Below are 24,714 nucleotides of genomic sequence, written 5' to 3'. Positions count from 1 at the left end.
GCGTGTAGTGTCAGCCACGGCCCTCCCTGTCCTCGCGCTCCGGCACCTCCGGGCGCTGCGCAGCGGCCCGCAGCGGGCGGCCCTGACGGTCTTCGCGATCCGCGTGGGGTCGGCCGGCTTCGCCTACGGCGCCCAGGTTCTCGCGGCGCGGCTGATGGGCTGGGACGCCTACGGGATCTTCGCGTCGGTCTGGGTCTGGACCGCGATGCTGGGCCACACCCTGACCCTCGGCCTCTCGCAGGGCGCGTGCCGGTTCGTGCCGGGCGACCAGGCGCAGGGCGACCTCGACCTCGCGCGCGGCTACATCCGGGCCGGCGCCCTCGTGACCGGCGGGGCGGCGCTCGCCGTCGCCTGCCTCGGCGCGGCGCTGCTCGTGCTCGAGCCGGACCTGTTCGGCCCCGCCTACAGGGCACCGATCCTGGTCGCGCTCTGCGTGATGCCGCTCTTCGCGCTCCAGGACTACCTCGAGGGTGTGGCGCGCAGCCAGAACTGGGTCGGGCTCGCCATCGCGCCGCCCTACCTGCTGCGCCAGACTCTGATGATGGCCTGCATGGTCGCGGCGATCCTGCTCGGCGCGCCGCCCCGGGCCGAGGTCGCGATGGCCTGCATGCTGGTCGCCGCCGCGGTCGCGATCGCCCTGCAGGCCGCCCTCCTCGCCGCGCGGCTCCGGCGGGAGCTGCCGGCCGGGCCGCACCGCTACCGGTGGCGCACGTGGCTCGGCACGGGCCTGCCGATCGCCGCGATCGACCTCGCCAATGCCGGCTTCACCTTCGTCGACGTGATCGTCCTCGGCGCCCTGGTGAGCCCGGCCGAGGTCGGGATCTACTTCGCGGCGACCCGCATCCAGCAATTCGTGGTGTTCGTGCACTACGCGGTCAGCGCGGCGACGCTCCAGCGCTACAGCGCCGCCCAGGCGCAGGCCAACCGCTTCCTCCTCGCAGAGCTGGTCCGGCGCCAGGGCCGCCTGACGGCGGCCGCGACGCTCGTGGTCGGCGGCGCGATCCTGGCCGTCAGCCCCCTGCTGCTGGCCATGTTCGGGCCGGGTCTGGGCGACAGCGTGCCGATCCTGTGCATCCTGATCGCCGGCAGCGTCGGGGCGAGCCTGTTCGGCCCGGGCGAGGATCTGCTGACCATGCTGGGCGGGGAGCGGCTCTGCGCCGGCATCACGGCGGGGAGTCTCCTCGCCGCCGCCGGCCTGTGCCTCGCCCTGGTCCCGGCGCTCGGGACGCTCGGCGCGGCCGTGGCGGTCGCGGTGGCGAGCGTGGGCCGGGCCGCCCTGCTGGCGCGCGCCGCGGGGCGGATCCACGGGCTGCCGACCCCGGTCTGGGCCGCCGGAGCGGTCCGATGATCGCCGCGAGCCCCCTACGCGCGCCGTCCGGAGCCGTCGTCACCCTCGGCGACGCGCCGGAGCCGGAGGCCTGGGACGCGCTGGTCGCGGCGGGCGCCGCGGCGCACCCGCACTTCTCCCGGCACGTCATCGAGGCCCATCGGACCGCCGGGCTGCTGCCGGCGGCCCTCCGCTACGTCACGGTCCGCGCGGGCGACCGTCTCGTCGGGCTGCTCCCGTACCGTGAGGCCCGGGACCTGACGGGCCTCGGCGGCCGGGTCCTGCGGCCCTTCCTCTCGCCTTACGTGACCGCCACGGCCCCCCTGGTCGCCGACGGTCCGGACCGGGCCGCGCACGCGCTGGCCCTGGTGGCCGGCCTCGAGGCCGCCTCCGGCGGATGCCCCTGGCGCTGGCCGCTGCTGCCGACCGGGGAGGGCGCCGTTCCGGAGATGCTCGCGGCGATGCGCGCGCGCGGCTGGGCCATCGGCACGGTGGCGGGCTTCGACCGCCCGGTCATGGACCGGCGCGCCGACCACGCGGCGTTCCTCGCCGACCATCCCGGCCGGGCGCGCTTCAAGGATCTGCGCCGCCGGGCGCGCCGCCTGTCGGAGACCGGAACCGTCGCCCACGCGTGCGCCACGGGCGGATCGGACCTCGCCCGCCTCGTCGCGGCCTTCCTCGACCTGGAGCGCGCCGGCTGGAAGGGGCAGGCCGGCACCGCCATGGCCTGCCGGCCCGAAGGCGCCGCGCTGGCCAGGGCGCTGTTCACCGCGGTTCCGGGCCCGGTCGCCGTCCGGGCCGACGCGCTGACCCTCGACGGCCGGCCTGTCGCCGTCAGCCTCGCCCTGGTCAGCGGCGGCACCGCGACCCTGCTGAAGACCGCCTACGACGAGGATCTGCGCGGCCACGCCCCGGGCCTGCTGCTCGAGGCCGAGATCGTGCGGGCCTGCCACGAGACCGGCTTCGCCGACCGGCTCGACTCGGCGACGCTGGAAGGATCGGCGCTGGAAGGTCTCTACCGCGACCGGGTTCCGGTCGCCGAGATCATCGCGGTCCCGCCCGGTCGACAGGTGATCTCGCTGGAGCGGCGCCTCCGGCTCGCCCGGTTCGAGCGGGACGCGCGCGCGGCCGCGAAGCGGGCCCTGCGGCGGCGCTAGGGCCGGTCCCGGTCGGGTTCGAGAGCCTGGACGGAGCCGCTGATCCCGGTCGAGACATCCGTGCCGTACTTCCTCTCCATCACGGGATAGGGTCGGGGTGAGGGATCGAGTCTTCCTGGAGAGGTCTTACCCCTCAAGCTGTTCCTCTCCCGCACGCGAGAGGGGACCCACGCCTCGCTCGGCACCGACCCGATCATCGCCGCCGTCGCGCATCGGGCGTGAGCGGGACTACCGGCCCCGGTACAGACCGTCGCCCTGCACCCGATCGTAGACGCCGTGCCCGGTTCGGGCACGATAGGCGCGGCCGGCGATCGCGCCCGGGGTCGGCGGCGTGCCGGGCTGCGCGAAGCTCGTCTCGGGCCGGTAGGCCGGCCCCCAGCCGATCTCCTCGTCGCCCGCGGGATCCTTGCCCGGGAAACCCGTGACGTAGCCCGTGCTCTGCGCGAGCGCGGGCCCGGCGGCGAGCCCGAGCAGGAGCGCCAGCGTGCAGCGGTACGTTGTCCTGGATCGCATCGGCCGTATCCTCCAGTCCGGTCCGCCGGGCGGACCACCTGCGGCGCAAACCCGGATCCGGAACGGAGGGTTTTCCGGCGTGTACTCATGCCGCGGGCGAGACGGCGGGCGGGCTGTTGGGAATTCCGGCCGGCCGCGGGGGCGGGCGATGATCGCGGAGGCGGGCGTCATGGACGACTGGAAGGCGGGGCTCCGGGCGGAAATGCGGGCCATCGACATCGCCACGGGCGAGGCAGCCTCGGCGCAGCTGCCGGACCTGCTGCGACGCCTGAGCCGGCATCAGGCCGGTCTCGGCGGCAACCCGGTCCTGTCGCTGTACCGGCGCTGGCGCATCCGGCGCCTGGCACGCGCCGTCGCAGACGCGCGCTGGCACGCGGAACAGGGCCGCCTCGCACGCCGCGGCGGGCTCGATCCGCGTCCGTGAACGGTCCCGCTCAGGCGGCGGAACGGCCCGCCCGCGGCGCCTCGCGCCTGACAATCGTGGAATCGGCCGTCGCGGAAGGGGCCGAGCCGGCCGGTACGACGGCCTCCGGGCGCTCGGCCGGCGTGGCCGGCAGGCGGACGAGCACGATGGTGCCCACCGTCTCCTCGGAGCGGATCCGGAGCGAGCCGCCGTGGAGCTCGACCATCGATCGGGTGATGGCGAGGCCCAGGCCCGAACCCTTGTGGCACCGGGTCATCTGCCGCTCGACCTGCGTGAAGGGCCGGCCGAGGCGGGCGAGGTCGGAGGTCGGGATGCCGATGCCGTTGTCCTCGATATAGAGGTGGGTGCACGCGCCGGCACGGCGGCCCCGGACGGCGACGCGGCCGCCGGCGGGCGTGAACTTCACGGCGTTCTGCACGAGGTTGGCGAGGATCTGCCGGATCGCCTGCGGATCGGCCAGCAGCTCGAGGCCGGGCACGACGTCGACGCTGACGGTGATCGCCTTCTCGCGGGCGGCCGCCTCGACGGGCGCGAGGGCCGCGCTGATCGCGGTCTCGGCGGAGATCGCCCTGGGGCTCAGGCGCACGCGCCGGGCCTCCAGCCGGGCCATGTCGAGGATGTCGTCGATCATGGACAGCAGGTGCGAACCGCTCTCGCGGATGTCGCGGCAATACTCGGTGTAGCGCGGGGTGCCGAGCGGCCCGAGAACCGCGTTCTCCATCACGTCGGCGAAGCCGATGATGGCGTTGAGTGGGGTGCGCAGCTCGTGGCTCATATTGGCCAGGAACTCCGCCTTGGCCTGGTTGGCCGCCTCGGCGGCCGCCTTCTGGTCGAGGTAGCGCTCGGCGAGATCCGCGAGCTGCTGGGTCTGGAGTTCGAGGGTGCGGCGGGACCGTTTGAGGTCCTTGACGGTCTCGATCAGCTCGCGCTCGGAGGCGAGGAGCTGCTCCTGGTTGCGCTTCAGGCTGGTGATGTCGGTCCCGACCGACACGTAGCCCCCGTCCTTCGTGCGCCGCTCGCTGATCTGCAGCCAGCGGCCGTCGGCGAGTTCCGCCTCGAAGGTGCGGGCCGCCATGTCGGTCAGCGCCATCCCGGCCTCGGGCGATTCCCGCCGGACCTGGGGCAGCACGCCGCGTCCCATCACGTCCGTGTAGCTCCGGCCCGCCTGCGCATCCTCGGGGCTCAGGGCGTGGAGGTGGCGGAATTTCGAATTGCACAGGACCAGGCGGTTGCCGGTATCCCAGAGCACGAAGGCCTCCGAGATCGCCTCGACGGCGTCGCGCAGGCGCATGTCGGCCGCGGCGTTGGTCTCCTCCAGGGCCCGCTGCTCGCTGATGTCGTTGGCGATGCCGACGAGGTGGCGGCCGCCGTCGGCGGCGTCCGCCACGACCTCCGCGCGGGCGCGCAGCCAGACGTAGGCCCCGTCGGCGCCGCGCATGCGGAAGGCGTGGTCGATATGCGTCTGGTTGGCCGCGAGCCCCCGGGCGAGGCTGTACAGGTCGCCGTCGTCGGGATGGACGAGGCCGTTGACGTCGCCGAACGAGAGGTACTCGTGCTGCCGCCTGTAGCCGAGCAGCGTGTACATCGAATCGGACCAGTAGATCCGGCCGCGCGCGATGTCCCAGTCCCACAACCCGCAGGCGCCCCGGCGCAGGGCGGTCTCCAGGCGGCCGCGGATCTGCTCGCGGGCCCGGTCGGCGCGGGCGGCCTGGCGAGTCTGCAGGCCGTAGGCCAGTCCGACTCCGACGATCACGATCGCGGCGGCGGCGATCAGGACGATCTGGTCGCGGGTCCGGGCGCTCCAGCCGCGCAGCAGCGGCTCGATGGGCTGGAGCACCGCCACCTGTCCCGCGCCGCCGGGCAGGCTGTGCACCGCGGCGAGCACGCTCTCGCCGCCGGGAAGCTCGAGGGCCATCGCGCCGGCGCGCTCGCCGAGGCCGGAGAGCGGCTCACTCTCGCCGAGCACCGCCGAGAGGGTCGTGCGGTCGGCCGGCAGCGGCGGATGGGCGGCGACGATGCGGGTGTCGGGGCGGACCACCAGCAGGCGGCGGCCGGGATGCCGCTCGCTCTCGGGCATCAGGGCGCGCAGGTCCTCCGCCACGGTGCCGGCCGGATCCACCGCCCGCGCGGCCAGACGGGCGAAGCCTTCGACCTCGGCCTTCGCGCCCGCCAGGATCTCGGCACGCTGGCCCTGGATATGGAGGGTGGCGAGCCCGACGAGGCAGGCCAGGAACACCGCGAGCGTTCCCGGCACGGCGTAGCGCAGCCAGCGCTCGGCCTGGCCGAGCCGCGGATCCCGGCTCCGCATGGGCCACGAGATCGTGAGACTCGAATCCGCACGCGCGGAGAAGGAAGCGGAAGCCGCCTCCGGCATGGCCGAACCTCGCCCGTGGGAACTGTGATCCGGTGTGGGCACCCGGCCCCCGAAGGCCCCCCGAATCTGACTGAATACAATCACTTCGGGGGGCAGTTTGTCCACGGATTTTTTACCATAAGGGCTTGACGGAACCCAGGTGTTGCCTGGGAGCCCGAGAATCGATTTCTACCGCAGGTTCAGACGGTTAGCCGCCTCCGAGGGTGCGCGCGAGGATGTCGGCTGTGTCCCGGGAAAGCCCCGGGATCGCCTTGATCCCATTCAGCATTTCGACCGCTTTGGCGCCGCGTGATTTTTCCAGCCGGCGCCAGGATCCGAAGGCCGTGAGGAGCCGTGCGGCCACCTGTGGGTTGGTCGAATCGAGCGCCGCGACCGTCTCGGTCACGCGGGCGAATCCCGCCCCGTCCCGCCGGGCGAACTGGGTCTGGTTGCCGAACGCGAAGCTCCCGATCAGCGCCCGCACGCGGTTCGGGTTGGTCATGGTGAAGGCCGGGTGTTCCTGCAGCCGCGCGATCCGGTCGAGGGTGCCGGGCTCCGGGATCTGGGCCTGGAGGGCGAACCACTTGTCGAGGACCAGGGGCTCGTCGGCGTAGCGGGCCGCGAACTCCGCGAAGGCGGCCTCGCGGGTCTCCCCCGGGATCAGCGCCAGCGTGCCGAGGGCGGCGAGCCGGTCGGTCATGTTGGTGGCCTCGGCCAGCCGCGCGGCGGCGCGGGCGGCCCCCTCCCGGGGATCGCCGGCGGCGACCAGGTCGAGGGCCGCGTTGCGGAGCGACCGGCGCCCCGCCGAGGCGGCGTCGGGGCTGTAGGGCGCACCGGCCACCGGCGCGAGCGCCGCGTCGATCGATTCGAGCCGCGGCCGCAGGGCCTGGCCCAGACGCGCCCGCAGGTTGAATCGCGCCCGGTGGATCGCGTCGGGATCCACGTCGGCCGGCACCGCGTCGGCGGCCTCGCCCTCGCTCGGCAGCGCCAGGACCAGGGCCGCGAAGGCCGGGTCGGCCAGGGCTTCGTCTTCGAGGAACTGGCCGAGTGCCGCGGCGAACGCCTCCGTCCGATCGGCGTCTGGCTCGAGGATCAGCCGCAAAGCGACGTCCTGCGCGGCCTGCCAGCGGTTGAAAGGGTCGCTGTCCTGCGCGAGGAGCCGCATCCGCTCCGCGTCGGTCAGGGTGAGGTCGAGCCGCACCGGGGCGGAGAAGTCGCGCAGGAGCGAGGGGACCGGCTCCTCGGCGACCGCGTCGAACACGATCTCGGCCTCGGGGCGGTCGAGCACGTAGACGCCGTCCCGCACGTCCGGGCAGGTCGCGCCCGTCAGCGGCCCGGACGCCCCGACGAGACCGAGGGCCACGGGGATCACCAGGGGCGGCCCGTCGGACTCCGCGCCGCCGCCGGGCAGGCTCTGGGCGAACCGGAGGGTGTAGCGGGCGGCGGCCGGATCGTACGCGGCCGTGACGGCGAGGCGGGGGGTGCCGGGACGCTCGTACCAGCGGGCGAAGGCGCCGAGATCGCGCCCGGTCACCGCCGCGAAGGCCGCCAGGAAGTCCTCGACGGTGGCGGCGCGGCCGTCATTGTCGGCGTAGTACCGGTCCATGCCGGCCCGGAAGGCCTCGGGACCGATCAGCGTCCGCAGCATCCGGACGATCTCGGCGCCCTTGTCGTAGACGGTCGCCGTGTAGAAGTTGTTGATCTCCGCGTAGGCCCGCGGCCGCACCGGGTGCCGCAGCGGCCCGGCATCCTCGGGGAACTGGCGCGCCCGCAGGGAGCGCACCTCGGCGATGCGGTGCACCGGCCGGGAGCGCATGTCGGAGGAGAATTCCTGGTCGCGGAAGACCGTGAGACCCTCCTTCAGACAGAGCTGGAACCAGTCCCGGCACGTGACGCGGTTGCCGGACCAGTTGTGGAAGTACTCGTGCGCGATGATCGCCTCGATCGCCGCGTAGTCGCCGTCGGTCGCGGTCTCGGGACTCGCCAGGACGTATTTGTCGTTGAAGATGTTGAGGCCCTTGTTCTCCATGGCGCCCATGTTGAAGTCGGACACCGCGACGACGTTGAACACGTCGAGGTCGTAGGCGCGGCCGAAGGCGGTCTCGTCCCAGGCCATGGAGCGGATGACGGCGTCGAGGGCGTAGCCCGCCCGGTCCTCCTTGCCGGGCTCGACGTAGACCGCGCAGGTGACGGGGCGGCCCTCCATCGTGGTGAAGCGCGTCTCGACCTTCCCGAGCCGACCGCCCACGAGGGCGAACAGGTAGGCGGGCTTCGGGTGGGGATCGTGCCAGATCGCGAAGTGGCGGTCCGGCCCGGCCGCGCCGGTCTCGACGGGATTGCCGTTGCCGAGCAGGACCGGCGCCTCGGCCCGGTCGGCCTCGATGCGCGTGGTGTAGACCGACAGCACGTCCGGCCGATCGAGGAAGTAGGTGATCCGGCGGAAGCCGTCCGCCTCGCACTGGGTGCAGTAGACGCCGTTCGACCGGTAGAGGCCCATCAGCTTCGTGTTGGCGGTCGGATCCACCTCCGTGACGAGACGCAGCGCGAAGGGCCGCTGCGGCGGATCGCGGAGGATGAGGCCGGACGGCGTCGCCGCGTAGGCGTCGGGCGCCAGCGGCGCGCCGTCGAGCGCGACCGAGACCAGCCGGAGATCGTCGCCGTCGAGGGTGAGCGGCGCCGCCGGCACGCCGGCCGGGTTCGGCCGCAGCGTCAGCGTCGCGTCGACGCGGGTCGCGTGCGGGTCGAGACGGATGTCGAGGTCGACGCGATCGATCAGGTAGTCGCTGGGCCGGTATTCCTCGAGGCGGATCAGCGGCGGCGTCTCGGTGCGCATTCGGCTCACTCCGGGTGCGGGGCGGGCCCGTTCTGGTCCCTCGGAGCGCGCGGCGCAACGATCGGAGCCGTCGAAACGGCCGGCGTGGCGCGGTCCTCGCCCGGCTCAGAGCCCCGGGGCGGGCCGGCCCTCCGCGCGGAGCGGCCGCTCGAGGCCGACCCTGTCGAGCGTGGCGGACAGGCGGGCGCGGACGAACGGCTCGGCCCAGCGCATCACGGCGTAGCTCAGCAGGAGCATGGCGCAGCACGCGGCCACGAGCGCCGCGTAGGGCGGAACCCCGCCGCCGACGAGGCGGTGGATCAGGGCGGCTCCGTTGACGTTGTGCAGGAGGTAGAGCGGGTAGGTCATCAGTCCGAGCCGTCGGGCCAGCGCGCAGCCCCGCTCGCCGAGCCGCGCGCGGAGCCACGCGTTGCCGCGCACGCTGGCCACGATCATCAGGACGCAGCCCGCGAAGACGAGGCGCGGGAGGAGCGGATCCTCGCTGCGGCCCATCTGGAACAGGAACGACCCGGCCGCGTCACCGATCTCGACGAGCGCCCCGACGGCGCAGACGGCGATCACGCAGAGCCGACCGGCCGTCGGCCCCTTGACGAGCGACAACCACAGGAAGACGCCGAGCGCGAAGAAGCAGCCGTGGCGCAGGAGCGTCAGCTCGGCCACGCGGTTCGCCGCCAGGGCGGGGAGGTTCGGCACGGCCAAGGTCGCGACCCAGAAGAGGGTGCTCACACCGCCGACCACGGCGCAGACCGGGCCGATGCTCCGGAATCGCCCGAGCCGCAGCAGCGCGAAGACGAGTGCGTAGAAGGCGATCTCCACGCCGAGGGTCCAGTAGACGCCGTCCAGCCACGGCTCGACCGGAACGAACAGGACGCAGTCGAGATAGGCCCGCAGCACGTGCCGACCGGACCCCATGCGGCCGATGGCGAGCGAGACCAGGGCGGTGAGCGTGGCGCAGATCCAGACCGCCGGCACGAGGCGCAGGATGCGGCTGCGCAGGAAGGCGCGCGCGGTGGCGTGCTCGGCCGAGTAGGCGATCACGAAGCCCGAGATGACGAAGAACAGCTCGACCCCGATCCATCCGAACCACGTCCAGGCGAACAGGCCGGGGTAAGCTGCGGCGGAGTCGAAGGCGCGCCCGGCCGTCGAGAGCGGCGCCTGCCACGCGTAGGCGCCGAGATGAAAGACCATGACCAGCATTGCGGCTAGGAATCGTGCCGTATCGAGACCGATCATCTGTGCATCATGCCTGCCGCCCTCGGATCCCTGCGTCCTCATCACGGCCCCCGACGTTCGAAACCGCTCTCATCATCCCACCGAGTAAGACCAATCCGTCGCAGCTGGGCTACATCTTGCTGGGTGACGCGCCCATACTTTCGGCCGAAGGGTCTCTCCTCCGGCGGATCGGGAGTTCGCGGCGGGGCCGACGGGACGCACGCGGCGCGAGGCCCGCCGCCGGGCCGACGATGTCGGGGGCTGCCGAAACGCCCGCCCGGTCGGCTCGACGGGGTCCGACCGCGCGAACGCCCGGGCCCGATTGTCCCGAGTCTGTATCGGACGGCCTTCTCACCGCCGGACCGGCCGCTAGCTAGCGGGGCGAGTCAGCCGGAGCGGGCCGGTGGTCCGTCTTCGAAGAGAACAGGACAGGATCCGATGGAATTTCTGCACACCATGGTCCGGGTCGCCGACCTCGACCGGGCACTCGCCTTCTACGTCGACACGTTCGGCCTGAAGGAGGTGCGCCGCGTCGAGAACGAGAAGGGCCGCTTCACCCTCGTCTTCCTCGCCGCGCCCGGCGATGTCGAGCGGGCCTCAGCGACCAAGTCGCCCCTGATCGAGCTCACCTACAACTGGGATCCGGAAACCTACTCGGGCGGGCGCAATTTTGGCCATCTCGCTTATCAGGTCGACGACATCTACGGCTTCTGCGCCAAATTGCAGGAGAAGGGCGTCACCATCAACCGGCCGCCGCGCGACGGCTACATGGCCTTCGTGAAGTCGCCGGACGGCATCTCCATCGAGATCCTCCAGAAGGGCGGCGCCAAGGAGCCGCAGGAGCCGTGGAAGTCCATGGAGAACACCGGCACCTGGTAGCGGGCCCGCGCCCTTGACCCGGACGGCCCCGCGGGCGCATCTGCCCGCGGATCAGCCGGCCGGGCGGCCGCTCCGGACGCGCGAGCGTTCGGGGAGGAAAGTCCGGGCTCCATGGAGAGACGGTGCCGGATAACCTCCGGCGGGGGCGACCCCAGGGACAGTGCCACAGAGAGCAGACCGCCCCGGATCCGTCCGGGGTCAGGGTGAAAGGGTGCGGTAAGAGCGCACCGCGGACGCGGCAACGCGGACGGCACGGCAAACCCCACCGGGAGCAAGACCGAATAGGGGCGGCGCGCCCTTCGCGAGAAGGGCAGGCCGGCTCTCCAGGCCAGTCGCCCGGGTTGGTTGCTCGAGGCGATCGGCGACGATCGTCCCAGAGGAATGGCTGCCACGCCGGCGCGCGCGAGCGCTCCGGCCCTACAGAACCCGGCTTACAGGCCGGCTGATCCACTTCCCGATAAGACTTGCACCTGCAGGGCTTTATCGCCTCGCCGGCGTTCCCGCGCGGGCGGCCGGCGCGCCGAAGATTCCGCGGCGGCAAAAACCTTCGGTTAACCTTGCCGGGTTCAGATCGGTCCGCGCGGCAGTGCCAAGCTTGTGCGTTGACGATCCTCCGAGGCCCATGATACCCGGCATCCTCCCGTCAACGGCGTGTATCGGATCGCCGGGCGCACCCTGCCAGCGCGCAGGTCCCGTCCGTGCGCGGCGTCTTGCGCGCTCCGCATCCGGTGCCGTTCCCGTCACGCGCGCCGCGCTCGCGCGGCCCGGCACAGGGCACCATGAGACGCACGAGCCGCATCCGCGCCCGGGTTTCCGGGACGCGCCGACAATCCGCCCATCCGCGCGCGCCACGGCGCGCCGGCGCGTCGAGGCGGCCATGAGCCGGTGCCGCTCCTCTCCCGAGAGTTCGCCCCGCCACGGCGGCGATGCGGCGGCTGAACCGCACGTCCCCGTCCTCCTCGCGGAAGTCGTCGACGCGCTCGGCACCGCGGGCGGGATCGCGGTCGACGGCACGTTCGGTGCCGGCGGCTACACCCGCGCGCTCCTCGCGGCGGATCCGGCCCTGCAGGTCGTCGCGATCGATCGTGACCCCACGGCCATCGCGGGCGGACAGGCGCTCGTCGCGGAGTCCGGCGGGCGCCTGCGCCTCCTCTCCGGCCGCTTCGGCGACCTCGACAGCCTCCTCGCGGAGGCCGGCATCGCGCAGGTCGACCGGGTCGTCCTCGATATCGGCGTCTCGTCGATGCAGCTCGACGCGCCGGAGCGGGGCTTCTCGTTCCGCAGCGACGGCCCCCTCGACATGCGCATGGCCTGCGACGGGCCGAGCGCCTCCGACCTCGTGAACGAGGCCGACGAGACCGTTCTGGCCGACATCATCTACCATTTCGGCGAGGAGCGGCGCTCGCGCGTGGTCGCCCGGACCATCCTCGAGGCGCGGCGCCGCGGGCGGATCGAGACCACCGCGCAGCTGGCCGAACTCGTCGCCGGCGTGGTCCGGACCGAGCCCGGCAGCCACATCCACCCGGCGACGCGGACCTTCCAGGGCCTGCGGATCGCCGTGAACGACGAGCTCGGCGAGCTGGTCCGTGCCCTGCACGCGGCCGAGCGCGTGCTCAGGCCCGGCGGCCGGCTCGCCGTCGTGACGTTCCACTCGCTCGAGGACCGCATCGTCAAGCAGTTCTTCGCGGCGCGCAGCGGCCGCTCCGCGCAGGGCTCCCGCCATCTGCCCGGGGGCCCGGTCGAGACCGTCCGCAGCTTCCGTCCCGTCACGAAGGGCCCGGTCCTGCCGGGCGAGGCCGAGACCGCCCGCAACCCGCGCGCGCGCTCGGCCAAGCTCCGGGCCGCGGAGCGCACCGAATCCGACGTTCCCGAGCCGCTGGCCGCGCTGACCGCGCTGGCGAGCCTGCCCGACGCGGCCCGCGGAGGCCATCGCCGATGATCCGCCTCCTGAACCTGCTGGCGGTGGCCGGCCTCGTCGCCTCGGCGATCTACGCCTACTCGATCAAGTACGACACGCTCTACCAGGGCGGTCAGGTCTCGAAGCTCCAGACCGCCCTGCACAAGGAGCGGCAGGCGATCGCCGTGCTGCGCGCCGAGTGGCAGCTCCTGACGCGGCCCGACCGGCTCCAGGCGGCCGTCGACAAGCATCTCGCCCTGGAGCCGATCGGCACCAGCCACTTGGCGCGCCTCTCGGATCTGCCCGCCCGGCCGGAGCGCGGCGACGAGATCGGCCGTCTGCTCGCCGCCACGGCGACGCCCAAGGACAAGGGCGCGATCGAGCCGCGCACGACCGGCTCGATCACCCGCACCGTCACCACGACCCGCACCCCGACGACGGCTTCGAGGTAAACCCCCGTGTCCGATCACGCCGACGAGACCCTAGACCCGGCGGTCGAGCCCGCCGTGTCGGACCACGAGGCGGCGCTGCTCGAAGCCGCCGCGCTGGCGCATGCCGCCGGCGCGCCGCGCCCCCTGGAGGAGGAGGCGCGCGAGCCCGAGCCGCGCGCCGACCGCGCCAAGGCGCTCCTGCGCAGCATGTTCCGGCTGGCGATCGAGCGCTCGCACCTGCGGGTCGCGATGGTCGGGCTGGTCTTCGTCGGCGTGTTCGGGACGATCTCGGCCAAGCTCCTGATGATGGCGATCTTCGGGGAGCCGCCCAGCCAGGAGCACCGGGTCGCGGCCGCGTCCTCAACCGCCTTCCGGCCCGACATCATCGACCGCAACGGCGAGATCCTGGCCACCGACATCCGCACGGTCTCGGTCTTCGCCGAGCCGGGCAACATCTACGACAAGGACGAGGCGGTCGAGCTGCTCACCGCCGTCCTGCCGGAACTCAACGCCTCCGAGCTGCGCGCCAAGCTGACGCAACGCAAGGACAAGAAGGGCGCGGGCTTCGTCTGGGTGAAGCGCGAGCTGACCCCGAAACAGCAGGCCGAGGTCCACCGGCTCGGCATCCCCGGCATCGGCTTCCTACCCGACCACAAGCGGGTCTACCCGAACGGCGTCGCGGCCGCCCACATCCTGGGCGCGACGAACCTCGACGGCATCGGCATCGCCGGTATGGAGAAGTACATCGACTCCACCGGGCTGCAGGCCCTCAACAGCTTCGGGCTGATCAACAAGCAGGCCGACCTGAAGCCGGTGCAGCTCTCGCTCGACCTGCGCGCGCAGTTCGCCGTGCGCGACGAGCTGGCCTGGGGCATCGACCACTTCAAGGCCAAGGCCGGCGCCTCGATGATCCTCGACGTGAAGACCGGCGAGGTCATCGCGCTCGTCTCCATGCCGGATTTCGACCCGAACGACCCCAAGGACGCGCTCTCGCCCGACCGCATCAACCGGATGAATGTCGGCGTCTACGAGATGGGCTCGACCTTCAAGGCGATGACCCTCGCCATGGCGCTCGATTCCGGCAAGTACAACGTCAACTCGACCTTCGACACCCGGGGCGGCGTGCTCAACTGGGGCCGGCAGAAGATCCACGAGTACCACGGCACGAACCGCGTCATCACCATGCCGGAGGTGTTCACCCACTCCTCCAACATCGGCTCCGCCAAGATGGCGCTCGGCGTCGGCGTGCCCGGCCACAAGGCCTTCCTGAAGAAGATGGGCCTGCTCGACCGGCTGCGCACCGAGCTGCCGGAGAGCGCGGCGCCGATCGTCCCGTCGCGCTGGACCGAGATCAACACCATCACCATCGCGTTCGGCCACGGCATCGCGGTGGCGCCGATCCAGGCCGCGGCCGCGGTGGCGGCCATCGCCAACGGCGGCGACCTGATGACGCCGACCTTCCTCAAGACGACGCCCGAGGCGGCGCGGGCGCGGGCCACGCACGTCCTCTCGGGCCAGACCTCCGAGGCGATGCGCTACATCATGCGGCTCAACGCCGCCGAGGGCTCGGCCAAGAAGGCGGCGGTCCCGTACTACTTCGTCGGCGGCAAGACCGGCACCGCCGAGAAGGTCATCGGCGGCCGCTACATCCACAACCGCCTGTTCACGACCTTCATGGCCGCCGCGCCGATGAACGATCCGAAGTACCTGTTCGTCACCATCATGGACGAGCCGCAGGGCCTGCCGGAATCGGGCGGCTACGCCACGGCGGCCTGGAATTCCGGCGTGGTCACCGGCAAGGTGATCGAGCGCGTCGCGCCGATCCTCGGCCTGCCGCCGCAGTTCGAGCCGCCGGTGAGGCCGTTCCCGCAGATGGTCAAGCTCAACGCCTACCACGTCAACCAGCTGGGCGGCCCGTGAGATCGGATCGATGAGGGTGCAGCGATGAGCGCGCGGCTCGCCGACCTCTTCCCCGAGGCTGCTGGCCCCGCCGCGGACCTGACCGTCTCGGACCTCACGGCCGACAGCCGGCAGGTCGCGACCGGCACGGTGTTCGTCGCCGTTCCCGGCTCGAAGGCCGACGGCCGACGTTTCGCCGCGCAGGCCGCGCAGCGCGGCGCCGCCGCGGTCGCCGGGGAGGGGACTCGTCCCGCCGACCTGCCCGACGCGGTCGCCTGGATCCCGGTCGCCGACGCGCGCCGGTCGCTCGCCCTCGCGGCGGCCCGCCTCGCGGGCCCGCAGCCCGAGACCGTGGTGGCGGTCACCGGCACCGCCGGGAAGAGCTCGGTGGCCGACTTCGTCCGACAGATCCTGGCGCGTCTCGGCCGCGACTCCGCGAGCCTCGGCACCGTCGGCATCGTCACCAACCGCGGCGCGCAGTACGGCTCCCTCACGACCCCGGACCCCGTGACGCTGCACCGGACGCTGGCGCAACTCGCCGCGGACGGCGTCACCGACCTCGCCATGGAGGCCTCCTCCCACGGGATCGAGCAGCGCCGGCTCGACGGCGTGCGCCTCGACGCGGCCGGCTTCACCAATCTCGGCCGGGACCATCTCGACTACCACGCGAGCATCGAGGAGTACCTCGCGGCCAAGCTGCGGCTGTTCACCGAGCTGCTGCCGCCGGGCCGCCCGGCCATCGTCAATGCCGACGGCGCTTACGCCGAGCGCGTCATCGCGGCCGCCGAGGCCGCTGGCCGGCCGGTCCGCACGGTCGGGCGGGGCGGCCGGGACCTGCGGGTCGAGGCGGTCCGCACGGAGGGGTTCGCGCAGGTCGCCCGGATCCTGTTCGCGGGCCGGGTCCGGGAACTGCGCCTGCCGCTCGTCGGCGAGTTCCAGGTCGAGAATGCCCTGGTGGCGGCCGGCCTCGCACTGGCTACCCCGGCGGGGGCGGCCGATCCCGACGGCGTCCTGGCGGCCCTCGACCATCTCACCGGCGTCCCCGGCCGCATGGAGCGGATCGGCGAGGCGCGGGGCGGCCTCTGCCTCGTCGACTACGCGCATAAGCCCGAGGCCCTGGAGAGCGTGCTCGCCGCGCTCCGCCCCTTCGCGTCGGGCCGGCTGATCGCGGTGTTCGGCTGCGGCGGCGACCGCGACCGGGGCAAGCGGCCGCTGATGGGCGCCATCGCGCAGCGGCTCGCCGACGTCGTCATCGTCACGGACGACAACCCGCGCACCGAGGACGCGGCCGCCATCCGCCGGGCCATCCTGGACGCGGCGCCGGGCGCCGAGGAGATCGGCGACCGGTCGGAGGCGATTCACAGCGCCGTCGACCGGCTCGGGCCGGGCGACGTGCTGGTCGTGGCCGGCAAGGGTCATGAAACCGGCCAGATCGTGGGAGATCGCACGCTGCCGTTCTCGGACCACGCGGTCCTGCGCGCCGCGATCGCCGCGGCGGCCTGAGGACGACGGGGGACCGACGATGACCGCACTCTGGACGCGGGAGGAGCTGGAATCCGCGACGGGCGGCCGGTTGGCCGGCGCCGGGCGCGCGATCGGCGGCGCCTCGATCGACACCCGCACGCTCCAGCCCGGCGACCTGTTCTTCGCGATCCGCGGCGACACCCGCGACGGCCACGACTTCGTCCCCGACGCCCTGGGGCGCGGCGCCGGCGCCGCCGTGGTGAGCGCCGCGCGCGCCGAGGCGCTCGCGGTCCACGGCCCCGTCCTGGCGGTGCCCGAGGGGGGCGCCGACCCGGTTCTCACCGCGATGGTGCGCCTCGGTGCCGCCGCCCGGGACCGGACGCGCGCGCAGGTCGTGGCGGTCACGGGCTCGGTCGGCAAGACCGGGACCAAGGAGGCCCTGCGCCACGTCCTGTCCGAGCAGGGCGAGACCCACGCCTCGGCGGCCTCCTACAACAACCACTGGGGCGTGCCCCTGACCCTGACCCGGATGCCGCGCTCCGCGCGCTACGGCGTGTTCGAGATCGGCATGAACCACGGCGCCGAGATCGTGCCGCTGACCGCGCAGGTCCGGCCGGACATCGCGCTGATCACCACGATCGCGCCCGCCCATATCGAGCATTTCGCCTCGCTGGCCGCGATCGCGGACGCGAAGGGCGAGATCTTCTCCGGGCTCCAGCCCGGCGGCGTCGCCATCCTGAACCGCGACGCCCCGCATTTCGACCGCCTGGCCGCCCACGCCCAGGCCTCCCGGGCGGGCCGGGTGGTTACCTTCGGCGAGCACGCGGATGCCGACGTCCGCGCCCTGAGGATCGTGCTGCGGCCCGACCTGTCGGTGATCGACGCGGTGGTGATGGGCCAGCCCGTCACTTACAAGCTCGGCACCGCCGGCCGGCACGCGGCGCTGAACTCGCTGGGCGTCATGGCGGTGGTCCACAGCCTCGGGGCCGACCTCGCCCGCGCGGCCCTGTCGCTGGGCGGGCTGACGCCGCCGGCGGGACGCGGCGAGCGCACCGCCCTCGAGATCGGCGGCGGCACCGCCTACCTCGTGGACGAGAGCTACAACGCCAATCCCGTCGCCGTCCGCGCGGCGCTGGCGACCCTGGCGGGGATCGAGACCGGGCCCCGCGGCCGCCGGATCGCGGTGCTGGGCGACATGCTCGAGCTCGGCGCCGCCGCGCCCGACCTGCATCGCGGCCTGGCGGAGGCGATCGAGGCGGCCCGGGTCGACCTCGTCTTCACGGCCGGTCCGCTGATGCGCCACCTGTTCGAGGCCCTGCCGGTGAGCCGCCGCGGCGCGGTGGCCGACACTGCGGCCGACCTGCTCGAGCCGCTCGCCCGGACCCTGCGGTCCGGCGACGCCGTCATGGTGAAGGGATCGAACGGCAGCCGCATGGGCCGGATTGTCGAGGCGCTGAAAGCCCGCTACGCGGTCGATCCGACCCGGCGGACCCAGGCCGTCCCGTGACCGGCACGCCTGCGCGTGCGGCGCCGTCCCCCGAAACCTGAGCCTGAACAAGGGGGCCGAGCGCCCGGATGCTGTACCTTCTCTCGGACCTGAGCAGCAGCTTCACGCCGCTCAACGTGTTCCGCTACATCACCTTCCGCACCGGCGGCGCGCTGTTCACGGCGGGCCTGTTCGTGTTCTGGTTCGGGCCCTGGATCATCTCGCTGCTGCGGATCCGCCAGGGCAAGGGCCAGCCGATCCGCGAGGACGGGCCGCAGACCCATCTGCTGACCAAGCGCGGCACGCCGACCATGGGCGGCCTGATGATCCTGGCCGGCGCCGTCGTGGCGATCCTGCTCTGGGCCAACCCGCGCAACCACTACGTCTGGGTGACGCTGACCGTCACCCTCGGCTTCGGCGCGATCGGCTTCTACGACGACTACCTCAAGGTCACGAAGCAGTCGCACAAGGGCTTCTCGGGCAAGTTCCGCCTCGCCCTCGAGGCGGTGATCGCCATGGCGGCCTGCGTGACCATCGCGGTCTACTCGCCCGCCGCGCTCCAGAACCAGCTCGCCTTCCCGGTATTCAAGGACGCGCTCCTGAACCTCGGCTGGTTCTACCCGCTGTTCGGCGCCTTCGTGATCGTCGGGGCGGGCAATTCCGTGAACATGACCGACGGCCTCGACGGCCTCGCGATCGTGCCGGTGATGATCGCCTGCGGCACGTTCGGCTTCATCGCGTACCTCGTCGGCAACTCGTTCACCGCCAGCTACCTGCAGGTGAACTACGTCCGCGACACGGGCGAGCTCGCCGTCGTCTGCGGCGCGGTCATCGGCGCCGGGCTCGGCTTCCTCTGGTTCAACGCACCGCCGGCCCAGATCTTCATGGGCGATACCGGCTCCCTGGCGCTGGGCGGCCTGCTGGGCTCCATCGCGGTGGCGACGAAGCACGAGATCGTCCTGGCGATCGTCGGCGGCCTCTTCGTGCTGGAGATGATGTCGGTGATCATCCAGGTCGCGTCGTTCAAGCTCACGGGCAAGCGCGTGTTCCGCATGGCGCCGATCCACCACCATTTCGAGCAGAAGGGCTGGAAGGAGCCGCAGGTCGTGATCCGCTTCTGGATCATCGCGGTGATCCTGGCGATGGCCGGCCTGGCGACGCTGAAGCTGCGCTGAGAAATCGTGCTAGACGGGCGGCCTGAGAGGTCGATCCGATCCTCGCCCTCGTCCTGAGGCGCGGCCGCGGAGGGGAGCCTCGAAGGAGGCTTCCGGCCGGCCGCGCGATCCCGGGAGCTCGCCTTCGGGGTCGCCGATGCGGGGCGCCCGGGAGGAGGGTTCGGTTCGGGTCGGCCGGGTCCGGTCGCCGCATCCAGAGTTCCGCATGACACCCGTCACCGTCTTCCAGGACAAGACCGTCGCCCTGTTCGGGCTCGGCGGCTCGGGGCTCGCCACGGCGCTGGCGCTGAAGGCCGGTGGCGCGGGCGTGCAGGCCTGGGACGACAATGCCGACAGCCTCGCCCGCGCGCGGAAGGCCGGCATCGAGACGCGGGACCTGCGCGCGGCCGACTGGTCCGCGTTCGCCGCCTTCGTGCTGAGCCCGGGCGTGCCGCTGACCCATCCCGAGCCGCACTGGAGCGTCCGGCTCGCCCGGGATGCCGGCGTCGAGATCATCGGCGACATCGAGCTGTTCTGCCGGGAGCGGCGGGCGCAGGCGCCGGGGGCGCCGTTCGTGGCGATCACCGGGACCAACGGCAAGTCGACCACCACGGCGCTGATCGCCCACGTGCTCGCGCAGGGGGGCCGCGACGTGCAGATGGGCGGCAACATCGGCACCGCGATCCTGTCGCTGGAGCCGCCGGCCGCCGACCGCGTCCACGTGATCGAGATGTCGTCGTTCCAGATCGACCTGACGCCGAGCCTCGACCCGAGCGTCGGCGTGCTGATGAACATCACGCCGGACCATCTCGACCGGCACGGCACGATGGAGCAGTACGCGGCCATCAAGGAGCGTCTGATCCAGGGCGCCGGCCTCGCGGTGGTCGGCGTCGACGACGCCCCGAGCCGCGCCATCGCGGACCGCCGCGGCGCCGACCTCGTGCGTGTCCACGTGCCCCACGGCGACGTGCTGTGCGCCGACGCGCTGACGGTGCGCGACGGGATCGTCCGGGAGCCGGACGGGACGGCCCTCGCCGACGTCAACGGGATCGGCTCGCTCCGGGGGGCGCATAACTGGCAGAACGCCGCGGTGGCGGTGGCCGTCGCGCGGGCCCTCGACCTGTCGCCGGAGCAGATCCAGGCCGGCCTGACCTCGTTCCCGGGCCTGCCGCACCGGATGGAGGAGGTCGGGCGGCGCGGCCACGTGCTGTTCGTCAACGATTCCAAGGCGACGAACGCGGATTCCACCGAGAAGGCCCTCAACGCCTTCCGGGACATCCACTGGATCCTCGGCGGCAAGGCCAAGGAGGGCGGGATCTTCCCGCTGGTGCCGTATTTCGAGCGGGTCGCGCACGCCTACCTGATCGGCGCGGCGTCGGACGCCTTCGCGGCGACCCTGGAGGGCGCCGTGCCCTACACGCGCTGCGAGACCCTCGAGAACGCCGTCCCGAAGGCCGCCGAGAACGCCGCCGCCTCGGGCGCACCGGAGCCGGTGGTGCTCCTGTCGCCGGCCTGCGCGTCCTACGACCAGTTCCGGAACTTCGAGATCCGCGGCAACCGCTTCCGCGAGCTGGTTCAGGCGCTGCCCTGAGGCAGCGCCACTTCAGCGCGCCAGAACCTCAGCGCGCCAGAACCTCAGCGCGCCAGAACCTTGGCGGCGTCGCGGGTGGTGTCGACCGCATGCGAGACGTTGGCCACCGACTGGACGATCGCCCCGATGTTGCCTGTGATCTCCGTGACGGCCCCCGCGGCGCTCTGCATGCTCTCGGCCAGATCCCGGGTCACGGCACTCTGCTCCTCGATGGCGGCCGCGGTGGCCACCACGGTCTCGCGCATCACCGAGACCGAGGACCCGATCGAGCTGAGAGCCTGCACGACCTCCTGCGAGACGCGCTGCACGCTGGCGATCTCGCCGTTGATCTGACCGGTGGCGCGCGCCGCCTGGTCGGCCAGCGCCTTAACCTCGGAGGCGACGACCGCGAAGCCGCGGCCCGCCGCGCCCGCGCGGGCGGCCTCGATGGTGGCGTTCAGCGCCAGCAGGTTGATCTGGCCGGCGATGTCCTGGATCAGGCCGACGATGCCGGTCATGGCGGTGGCGGTCTCGGCCAGCCGCTTGGTGTGGCCGTCCGCGTCCTGAACGCAGGCATAGGCGGTGTCGGTGGCGCTCTGGGAGCGCACGATGCTCTGGGACATCTCCGCCACCGAGGCCGCCAGCTCCTCGGCGGCGGCCGCCACGGTCTGGACGTTCCCGGAGGTCGAGTCCGCCGCCGACGAGGCCAGCGAGGCCGCCGTGGTCGAGTGCGTCACCGCCTGCTCGATCTCGCCGAAGTTCTGATCGATCAGGGTCCGCAGGTTGGCGAACAGCCGGACCTGGTCGCTGATGTCGGTGGCGAATTTCACCACCTTGTAGGGCCGGCCGGCGGCGTCGAGGATCGGGTTGTAGGAGGCCTGGATCCAGACTTCGCGCCCGTCCTTGCCGATCCGCCGGAACTGGGCCGCCTGATAGGTGCCGTTCCGCAGGGCCGCCCAGAAGGCCCGGTAGGCCTCGCACTCCCGGTAGGCGGGCTCCACGAACAGGCTGTGATGCTGCCCGAGCACCTCGGCGCGGCTGTAGCCCATCGCGGCGAGGAAATTGTCGTTCACCGCGATCACCGTGCCGTCGAGGTCGAAGGCGATGACCGCCTGCACCTTGTCGATCGCGGCGATCTGCCCGGCGCGGTCGGCCTCCTCGGTGCGCTGCTGCGTGATGTCGGTGGCGAACTTCACCACCTTGTAGGGCCGGCCGCGGACGTCGAGCATCGGGTTGTAGGAGGCCTGGATCCAGATCGACCGGCCGCCCCGGCCGACCCGCTGGAACTGGCCCGACTCGAAGGTGCCGGAGCGCAGGCGTTCCCAGAAGGCCCGGTAGTCCGGCGCGTCCCGCTGGGCGGGCTCCATGAACATGCTGTGGTGCTGGCCGACGATCTCCGGCAGCGTGTACCCGACGACGTCGAGGAAATTCCGGTTCGCCGACAGGATCCGCCCCGCTAGGTCGAACTCGATCACGCCCTGAACCCGGTCGAGGGCCGCGAGCTTGGCATGCGCTTCACGGACGTTCAGGGCAGAGAACATGGCGCGTCGGCTTCCGCTGGGCGGATCGGGCGCGGCGCACCGCGACCCGCCGGGTCGATACATCCGAAAGTTGCAATGGGAAGATTAACATAGAGTGTCTTTTTACTAGTATTGCGCGGTCCTAATACAGCATCCCAGGGGCCGCCGGCTGCGTGGCCGGCGCGTCCCGACGCGTCCTGACGTGCCCCGACGCGCCCCGACCCGTCGGTCATAAGGCTCCGTTTACCATTCCTGCCGAGGATCCCGGCCGACCCGCGCGGATCGGCATCCGCGCGGCCTGGAGTCGTTGCCCGGCATGATGTCACGCGCGGAACGCACCCCCCTGACGGACTGGTGGTGGACGGTGGACCGCGGCCTGCTCGCGGCGCTGTTCGCGCTGATGGTCGCGGGCCTCGTCTTCCTGATGGGCGGCGGCCCGCCCGTGGCCGAGCGGATCGGCCTGCCGACCTTCTACTTCCTCAACCGGCAGGCGATGTACCTCGCGCCGACCATCCTGCTGATCTGCGCGGTCTCGTTCCTGTCGCTGCGCGGCATCCGGCGGCTCGCGCTCGTCACGTGGATCCTGGGCGTCATCCTGTGCCTGCTCGCCGGCAAGTTCGGGCCCGAAATCAAGGGCGCACATCGCTGGATCCAGTTCGGCTCCTTCGGCCTGCAGCCCTCGGAGTTCGTGAAGCCGGCCTTCGTGGTCGTCGCCGCCTGGGCCTTCTCGGAGGGCGCCCAGCGCCGCGACATGCCGGGCGGCATCCTGGCGCTGCTGCTCCTGCCGATCACCATCGTGCCGCTGCTGCTCCAGCCCGATTTCGGCCAGACCATGCTGATTACCATGGTGTGGTGCGCGCTGTTCTTCGTGGCCGGCCTCCACCTGATCTGGGTGGCCGTCCTCGGCGTGCTGGGCCTCGGAGGTGTGTTCGCTGCCTACCTGTTCTTCCACCACGTCCGCGAGCGCTTCAACAAGTTCCTCGACCGGGATTCCGGCGGCGGCTTCCAGGATTTCTGGTCGCGCGAATCGTTCCGCTCGGGCGGCTGGTTCGGCACCGGGCCGGGGGAGGGCGTGGCCAAGCGCCACCTGCCGGACGCGCATACCGACTTCATCTTCTCGGTCACCGGCGAGGAGTTCGGCGTGATCGTCTGCCTCTGCCTCGTGGCGCTGTTCGCCTTCATCGTCCTGCGCGGCCTCAAGCTCGCGCGGCGCACCGACGACACCTTCTCGCGGCTGGCGATCACCGGCCTGACCACGCTGTTCGGCCTGCAGGCCTGCATCAACATGGCGGTGAACACCCAGCTGATGCCCGCCAAGGGCATGACGCTGCCGTTCGTCTCCTACGGCGGCTCCTCGCTGATCTCGCTGGCGCTCGGCACCGGCTTCCTCGTCGCCCTGACCCGCAAGCGGCCCCGCACCGTCATGCTCAGCCAGAAGCCCCCCGGCACCGCGCCCGCCACCGTCGCCGGGGTGATGCGGTGACCGTCTTCACGCCCACGATCCTGCTCTGCGCGGGCGGCACCGGCGGCCACCTATTCCCGGCCGAGAGCCTCGCCCACGCCCTGCGGGCCCGCGGCATCCGGGTGGCGCTCGCCACCGACGCCCGGGTCGATGCCATCGCGTCCGAGTTCCCGGCCTCCGAGGTGGTGACCATCGCCTCGGCGACGCCGTCCGGCCGCTCGCCGCTGAAGCGGGCCGGCGCCGTGCTGACCCTCGGCCGGGGCTTCGGCGTGGCCGCGAAGGAGATCCGCCGGATCAACCCGGCCGCCATCGTGGGCTTCGGCGGCTACCCGACCGTGCCGCCGGTGCTCGCCGGCCAGATCCTGCGCGTGCCGACGATCCTGCACGAGCAGAACGCCGTGATGGGCCGGGCCAACGCCTTCCTGGCGCGGGGCGCCCGCACCATCGCCACCGGCTTCAAGGTCGTGCGCGGCGTGCCCGACAAGGCCAAGGCCCCGCGGATCCACACCGGCAATCCGCTCCGCCCGGCGGTGATCGAGGCGGCCAAGGTCCCGTATCCCGCTTTCGGCGAGGGCGACGCCCTGCGGCTCCTGGTGTTCGGCGGCAGCCAGGGCGCGCGCGTGATGGGCGAGGTCGTGCCGGAGGCGATCGCCCGCCTGCCCGACGCGCTGCGCGCCCGCCTGCACCTCGTCCAGCAGGTCCGCCCCGAGGACCTGACGGCCGTTCAGAACCGCTACCTCGCCATGGGGCTCGCCGGGATCGAGGCGGCGCCGTTCTTCAAGGACTTGCCCGCCCGCATGGCCGCGAGCCACCTCGTGGTCTCGCGCTCGGGCGCCTCGACGGTCTCGGAACTCGCGGCGATCGGCCGCCCGTCGATCCTCGTGCCGCTGCCGGGCTCCCTCGACCAGGACCAGGCCGCCAACGCCGCGACTCTCGACGCCATCGGCGCGGCGCTGGCGGTGAAGCAGCCGGAATTCACGCCCGAACGCCTCGCCGCGGAGCTGACCGCCTGCTTCGAGACGCCGGCAAAATTGACCGCGGCGGCCGATGCGGCCAGAAGCGCGGGCATCCACGACGCCGCCGAGCGGCTGGCCGAGGTCGTCGTCGAGACGGCCGCCCGCACCTGATTTCTT

Annotated in this window: 18 protein-coding genes and 1 other RNA gene; 14 read left to right on the top strand and 5 right to left on the bottom strand. The window is 72.4% G+C overall.

Features of this window, described 5'->3' with window-relative positions:
• Positions 1-7: 7 nt before the first annotated feature.
• Both BM419_RS16985 and BM419_RS16980 read left to right on the top strand, forming a co-directional pair.
• Positions 8-1,348, top strand: coding sequence for a lipopolysaccharide biosynthesis protein (locus tag BM419_RS16985; RefSeq protein ID WP_091927108.1), 1,341 nt, complete (start codon positions 8-10; stop codon positions 1,346-1,348).
• Complete coding sequence (locus tag BM419_RS16980; protein ID WP_091927107.1) at positions 1,345-2,484, top strand: GNAT family N-acetyltransferase; 1,140 nt, start codon at positions 1,345-1,347, stop codon at positions 2,482-2,484. Before BM419_RS16985 ends, BM419_RS16980 begins: the two co-directional genes overlap by 4 nt.
• A 228-nt stretch (positions 2,485-2,712) precedes the next feature.
• On the opposite strand, the gene BM419_RS16975 is transcribed toward BM419_RS16980, so the two are convergent.
• Positions 2,713-2,997, bottom strand: a complete 285-nt coding sequence (locus BM419_RS16975) for a hypothetical protein (protein ID WP_020094113.1) — start codon at positions 2,995-2,997, stop codon at positions 2,713-2,715.
• Between the two features lie 148 nt (positions 2,998-3,145).
• Here BM419_RS16975 and BM419_RS16970 point away from each other — a divergent pair, with 148 nt between their 5' ends.
• Positions 3,146-3,421, top strand: coding sequence for a hypothetical protein (locus BM419_RS16970; RefSeq protein WP_020094114.1), 276 nt, complete (start codon positions 3,146-3,148; stop codon positions 3,419-3,421).
• Between the two features lie 10 nt (positions 3,422-3,431).
• Here the strand turns inward: BM419_RS16970 and BM419_RS16965 are convergent, their stop codons facing one another.
• The 3 genes from BM419_RS16965 to BM419_RS16955 all read right to left on the bottom strand — a co-directional run bounded on the left by BM419_RS16965 (position 3,432) and on the right by BM419_RS16955 (position 9,840).
• Positions 3,432-5,729 (bottom strand): PAS domain-containing sensor histidine kinase, encoded by a 2,298-nt coding sequence (locus BM419_RS16965; protein ID WP_244540790.1) that lies wholly within the window; start codon positions 5,727-5,729, stop codon positions 3,432-3,434.
• Positions 5,730-5,982: 253 nt separating this feature from the next.
• A complete protein-coding gene (pepN, locus tag BM419_RS16960; RefSeq protein ID WP_091927105.1) occupies positions 5,983-8,607 on the bottom strand; it encodes an aminopeptidase N in 2,625 nt (874 codons plus the stop codon).
• 105 nt (positions 8,608-8,712) lie between these two features.
• The gene (locus BM419_RS16955) at positions 8,713-9,840 is read right to left on the bottom strand and encodes an acyltransferase family protein (protein WP_244540789.1); all 1,128 of its coding nucleotides are present in this window, start codon (positions 9,838-9,840) and stop codon (positions 8,713-8,715) included.
• 417 nt (positions 9,841-10,257) lie between these two features.
• Between BM419_RS16955 and BM419_RS16950 the strand changes: the two genes are divergently transcribed.
• From BM419_RS16950 to murD, 9 genes are all read left to right on the top strand, one after another.
• Positions 10,258-10,698, top strand: coding sequence for a VOC family protein (locus BM419_RS16950; protein ID WP_056534063.1), 441 nt, complete (start codon positions 10,258-10,260; stop codon positions 10,696-10,698).
• A 51-nt stretch (positions 10,699-10,749) separates the two neighbouring features.
• Positions 10,750-11,148, top strand: an RNA gene (rnpB, locus tag BM419_RS16945) — RNase P RNA component class A.
• Between the two features lie 427 nt (positions 11,149-11,575).
• A complete protein-coding gene (gene rsmH / locus BM419_RS16940; protein ID WP_091927103.1) occupies positions 11,576-12,637 on the top strand; it encodes a 16S rRNA (cytosine(1402)-N(4))-methyltransferase RsmH in 1,062 nt (353 codons plus the stop codon).
• Positions 12,634-13,047 (top strand): cell division protein FtsL, encoded by a 414-nt coding sequence (locus BM419_RS16935; protein WP_012319332.1) that lies wholly within the window; start codon positions 12,634-12,636, stop codon positions 13,045-13,047. The genes rsmH and BM419_RS16935 overlap by 4 nt, the downstream gene beginning before the upstream one ends.
• A 6-nt stretch (positions 13,048-13,053) precedes the next feature.
• Complete coding sequence (locus BM419_RS16930) at positions 13,054-14,946, top strand: peptidoglycan D,D-transpeptidase FtsI family protein (protein ID WP_020094120.1); 1,893 nt, start codon at positions 13,054-13,056, stop codon at positions 14,944-14,946.
• 24 nt (positions 14,947-14,970) lie between these two features.
• The gene (locus BM419_RS16925; RefSeq protein ID WP_091927102.1) at positions 14,971-16,428 is read left to right on the top strand and encodes a UDP-N-acetylmuramoyl-L-alanyl-D-glutamate--2,6-diaminopimelate ligase; all 1,458 of its coding nucleotides are present in this window, start codon (positions 14,971-14,973) and stop codon (positions 16,426-16,428) included.
• Between the two features lie 19 nt (positions 16,429-16,447).
• A complete protein-coding gene (locus BM419_RS16920; protein ID WP_091927101.1) occupies positions 16,448-17,896 on the top strand; it encodes a UDP-N-acetylmuramoylalanyl-D-glutamyl-2,6-diaminopimelate--D-alanyl-D-alanine ligase in 1,449 nt (482 codons plus the stop codon).
• 68 nt (positions 17,897-17,964) lie between these two features.
• Positions 17,965-19,050, top strand: a complete 1,086-nt coding sequence (gene mraY, locus BM419_RS16915; protein WP_012319328.1) for a phospho-N-acetylmuramoyl-pentapeptide-transferase — start codon at positions 17,965-17,967, stop codon at positions 19,048-19,050.
• Between the two features lie 205 nt (positions 19,051-19,255).
• A complete protein-coding gene (gene murD, locus BM419_RS16910; RefSeq protein ID WP_091927100.1) occupies positions 19,256-20,620 on the top strand; it encodes a UDP-N-acetylmuramoyl-L-alanine--D-glutamate ligase in 1,365 nt (454 codons plus the stop codon).
• 44 nt (positions 20,621-20,664) lie between these two features.
• Here murD and BM419_RS16905 read toward each other — a convergent pair whose 3' ends face one another.
• Positions 20,665-22,140, bottom strand: coding sequence for a methyl-accepting chemotaxis protein (locus BM419_RS16905; RefSeq protein ID WP_091927099.1), 1,476 nt, complete (start codon positions 22,138-22,140; stop codon positions 20,665-20,667).
• 295 nt (positions 22,141-22,435) lie between these two features.
• On the opposite strand from BM419_RS16905, the gene BM419_RS16900 reads away from it, so the two are divergent.
• Entirely contained in the window at positions 22,436-23,602 is a 1,167-nt protein-coding gene (locus BM419_RS16900) for an FtsW/RodA/SpoVE family cell cycle protein (protein WP_020094126.1), read from the top strand.
• Positions 23,599-24,708, top strand: a complete 1,110-nt coding sequence (murG, locus tag BM419_RS16895; protein WP_091927098.1) for an undecaprenyldiphospho-muramoylpentapeptide beta-N-acetylglucosaminyltransferase — start codon at positions 23,599-23,601, stop codon at positions 24,706-24,708. Before BM419_RS16900 ends, murG begins: the two co-directional genes overlap by 4 nt.
• Positions 24,709-24,714 lie beyond the last annotated feature (6 nt).

The sequence above is a fragment of the Methylobacterium sp. yr668 genome, assembly GCF_900116245.1.
Lineage (GTDB): Bacteria > Pseudomonadota > Alphaproteobacteria > Rhizobiales > Beijerinckiaceae > Methylobacterium.
Note: the sequence above shows the minus strand (reverse complement) of the source record. Positions and strands in the feature narration are given on the sequence as shown.

What these genes read in the sequence shown, in the direction of transcription:
- BM419_RS16980 (WP_091927107.1), top strand. Translation starts at nt 1,345, where the DNA reads ATGATCGCCGCGAGCCCCCTACGCGCGCCGTCCGGAGCCGTCGTCACC.
- BM419_RS16975 (WP_020094113.1), bottom strand. Translation starts at nt 2,997, where the DNA reads ATGCGATCCAGGACAACGTACCGCTGCACGCTGGCGCTCCTGCTCGGG.
- BM419_RS16970 (WP_020094114.1), top strand. Translation starts at nt 3,146, where the DNA reads ATGATCGCGGAGGCGGGCGTCATGGACGACTGGAAGGCGGGGCTCCGG.
- BM419_RS16965 (WP_244540790.1), bottom strand. Translation starts at nt 5,729, where the DNA reads ATGCGGAGCCGGGATCCGCGGCTCGGCCAGGCCGAGCGCTGGCTGCGC.
- pepN (WP_091927105.1), bottom strand. Translation starts at nt 8,607, where the DNA reads ATGCGCACCGAGACGCCGCCGCTGATCCGCCTCGAGGAATACCGGCCC.
- BM419_RS16955 (WP_244540789.1), bottom strand. Translation starts at nt 9,840, where the DNA reads ATGATCGGTCTCGATACGGCACGATTCCTAGCCGCAATGCTGGTCATG.
- BM419_RS16950 (WP_056534063.1), top strand. Translation starts at nt 10,258, where the DNA reads ATGGAATTTCTGCACACCATGGTCCGGGTCGCCGACCTCGACCGGGCA.
- rsmH (WP_091927103.1), top strand. Translation starts at nt 11,576, where the DNA reads ATGAGCCGGTGCCGCTCCTCTCCCGAGAGTTCGCCCCGCCACGGCGGC.
- BM419_RS16935 (WP_012319332.1), top strand. Translation starts at nt 12,634, where the DNA reads ATGATCCGCCTCCTGAACCTGCTGGCGGTGGCCGGCCTCGTCGCCTCG.
- BM419_RS16925 (WP_091927102.1), top strand. Translation starts at nt 14,971, where the DNA reads ATGAGCGCGCGGCTCGCCGACCTCTTCCCCGAGGCTGCTGGCCCCGCC.
- BM419_RS16920 (WP_091927101.1), top strand. Translation starts at nt 16,448, where the DNA reads ATGACCGCACTCTGGACGCGGGAGGAGCTGGAATCCGCGACGGGCGGC.
- mraY (WP_012319328.1), top strand. Translation starts at nt 17,965, where the DNA reads ATGCTGTACCTTCTCTCGGACCTGAGCAGCAGCTTCACGCCGCTCAAC.
- murD (WP_091927100.1), top strand. Translation starts at nt 19,256, where the DNA reads ATGACACCCGTCACCGTCTTCCAGGACAAGACCGTCGCCCTGTTCGGG.
- BM419_RS16905 (WP_091927099.1), bottom strand. Translation starts at nt 22,140, where the DNA reads ATGTTCTCTGCCCTGAACGTCCGTGAAGCGCATGCCAAGCTCGCGGCC.
- BM419_RS16900 (WP_020094126.1), top strand. Translation starts at nt 22,436, where the DNA reads ATGATGTCACGCGCGGAACGCACCCCCCTGACGGACTGGTGGTGGACG.